This is a genomic window from Curtobacterium sp. B18 (genome assembly GCF_000333375.1).
In the GTDB taxonomy this organism is placed as follows: Bacteria; Actinomycetota; Actinomycetes; order Actinomycetales; family Microbacteriaceae; genus Curtobacterium.
Map to the genome: position 1 here is coordinate 1 of NZ_BACZ01000612.1, position 1,883 is coordinate 1,883.

Here is a 1,883-nt window from a genome sequence, read left to right on the forward strand (position 1 = left end):
GCGCGCTTCTCGAGCAGGCCTTTGGAGGTGATGCGCCACCGCGTGTCGGCGCCGTCCGTGTCGGTGAGGGTGACGGTCGTGCCGTCGGGGACGTCGCGCAGGTGGGCGAACGGTCCGACGCCGTACCCGACCGCGTCGACGTGGGCCGCGATCACCACGGCCCCCGCCGTCGAGGACGGGGCCGCGCCGTACCGGTACCAGCCGGCCGTGGCCGGGTCCGGTGGCAGGGCCATGGCGCCCTGCTCGTCGACGCCCTCGGGACGGACCGGGGCGGTGACGCCCGCCCAGTCGACCGTGATGCGGTCGGGGGCCGCCGCGGTCGTGACGGGCGGCAGGGTGGCCGCCTGCTGCGGGACCGCCGTCGAGAAGGCGGACGGCACCGGCGTGGGTGCCGCGGGGACGAGCGAGGGGTGCCCGCCGGGGGAGGGGGACCCGGCCGACGAGCACCCGGTCAGGAGGGCCGTGGCCACCGCGGCGACGACGAGCGTCGCCGCGGTGGTCCGTGCCGTTCGGGCGGTGTTCAGCGTCCCGAGTCCGCTCGGCGGTCCGCCGTCGCCAGCTGGCGGCGACGGAGGACGACGGCACCGACGGCGACGGCCGCCGCGAGGGCCGCGGCACCGCCGATGAGCGGTGCGCTGTCGACCCGGTTCGTGGCCACGAGACCGGCGTTGCCCGCGGGGACCCCGTTCGGCGTGCCACCGAGGTTCGAGATCGTCTGCGTGGCGAGCGCCAGGGTCTTGTCGTCCAGGCTGCCCCAGGCGTACACGATCGTGTCGGCGCCGGCGGTGACCGCGACGTCGGCCGGGCCGATCACCGGGTCGGTCGTGCCGGTGGCCGCGACCGAGGCCGAGACGGTGCCGGCGGGGAGCTCGAGCGCCTGCTCGTCCGGGTTCGACAGGTTGCTGACGACGGCCTTGCCGCCGGCCAGGACGTCCACCGCCGGGGCGGCGGCGACGTGCCGGACGATCAGGCGTCCCTGCCCGGCCGGGGTGGCCGAGGTGTCGTTGGTGAACAGGGTCGCCGTGGGGGAGCCGTCCGTCTTGTCGTGGGCGACGGCGGTGTAGTTCGCACCGGCCTGCAGCGTGACGTCGACCGGTCCGATGATCGGCTTCGACGCGTCGGTCGCGTCGGATGCCGTGATCGCGATGCTGTGGGCGCCGGCCGGCACCATCATCGGTCCGGCGAGGGTGCCCGGCTTGAAGTCGTCGAGGGCGCGCTTGCCGTCGAGGTACACGTCGACCGTGACGGCCGGCACGGCGTGCAGGACGGACAGGGTGGCGTCCCCGGACGCGGCGGTCGCCGCGGTCGCGGGCATCACCGCGGCTGCTGCTGCGAACAGGACGCCGGCGGTCAGGCCGGTGGCGAGTGTCTTGCGCATCGAAGGTCTCCTTCTGGCCCGGTGGGCCGGTACGGGCGACGTCGTCGTCGACGTCGTACGGGCACTACCGCCGAGACCCCCGCCGTGGATGCACCCGGTTGCTGAGACCTTCCTGGAGTGGGGTACACGCCGCTAACGCACGACACGTGTGGGCCGATAGTCCTCCGTGCAGCCCACGGACGGGCAGCATCCCGCCCCACGGACGGCGGCGGGACGATCGAGAACCAGGACGGGCCATGATCGTCGTCACACGACTGAACGGCAGCGGATTCGCTGTCAACCCCGATCTCGTGGAGCGCATCCAGGAGACGCCGGACACGACGCTCATCATGGTCGACGGCGCCAAGTACATCGTCCGCGAGTCGATGGCCGATGTCATCGACCTCATCGCCGCGTACCGGGCGCGCATCGTCGGCATGGCGTACGGCACCGACACCGCCGCCCACGACGCCACCGGCCCCCAGCCGACGCTGGCCGCGGTCGCCCCGATCCACCCCGTGTCGTC

3 protein-coding genes are annotated in these 1,883 nt (G+C 74.1%); 1 reads left to right on the plus strand and 2 read right to left on the minus strand.

The genetic code is table 11. The features are described from left to right. A partial coding sequence (locus tag I5E_RS22015) for a class F sortase (protein ID WP_022907971.1) occupies window positions 1-470 on the minus strand: 470 nt, incomplete at its 3' end. Between the two features lie 50 nt (window positions 471-520). Then, complete coding sequence (locus I5E_RS16570; protein ID WP_022907972.1) at window positions 521-1,378, minus strand: DUF4397 domain-containing protein; 858 nt, start codon at window positions 1,376-1,378, stop codon at window positions 521-523. A gap of 236 nt (window positions 1,379-1,614) precedes the next feature. On the opposite strand from I5E_RS16570, the gene I5E_RS16575 reads away from it, so the two are divergent. Then, window positions 1,615-1,883, plus strand: a 269-nt coding sequence (locus I5E_RS16575) for a flagellar FlbD family protein (RefSeq protein WP_022907973.1), incomplete at its 3' end; no start/stop codon positions are given.

What these genes read in the sequence shown, in the direction of transcription:
- I5E_RS16570 (WP_022907972.1), bottom strand. Translation starts at nt 1,378, where the DNA reads ATGCGCAAGACACTCGCCACCGGCCTGACCGCCGGCGTCCTGTTCGCA.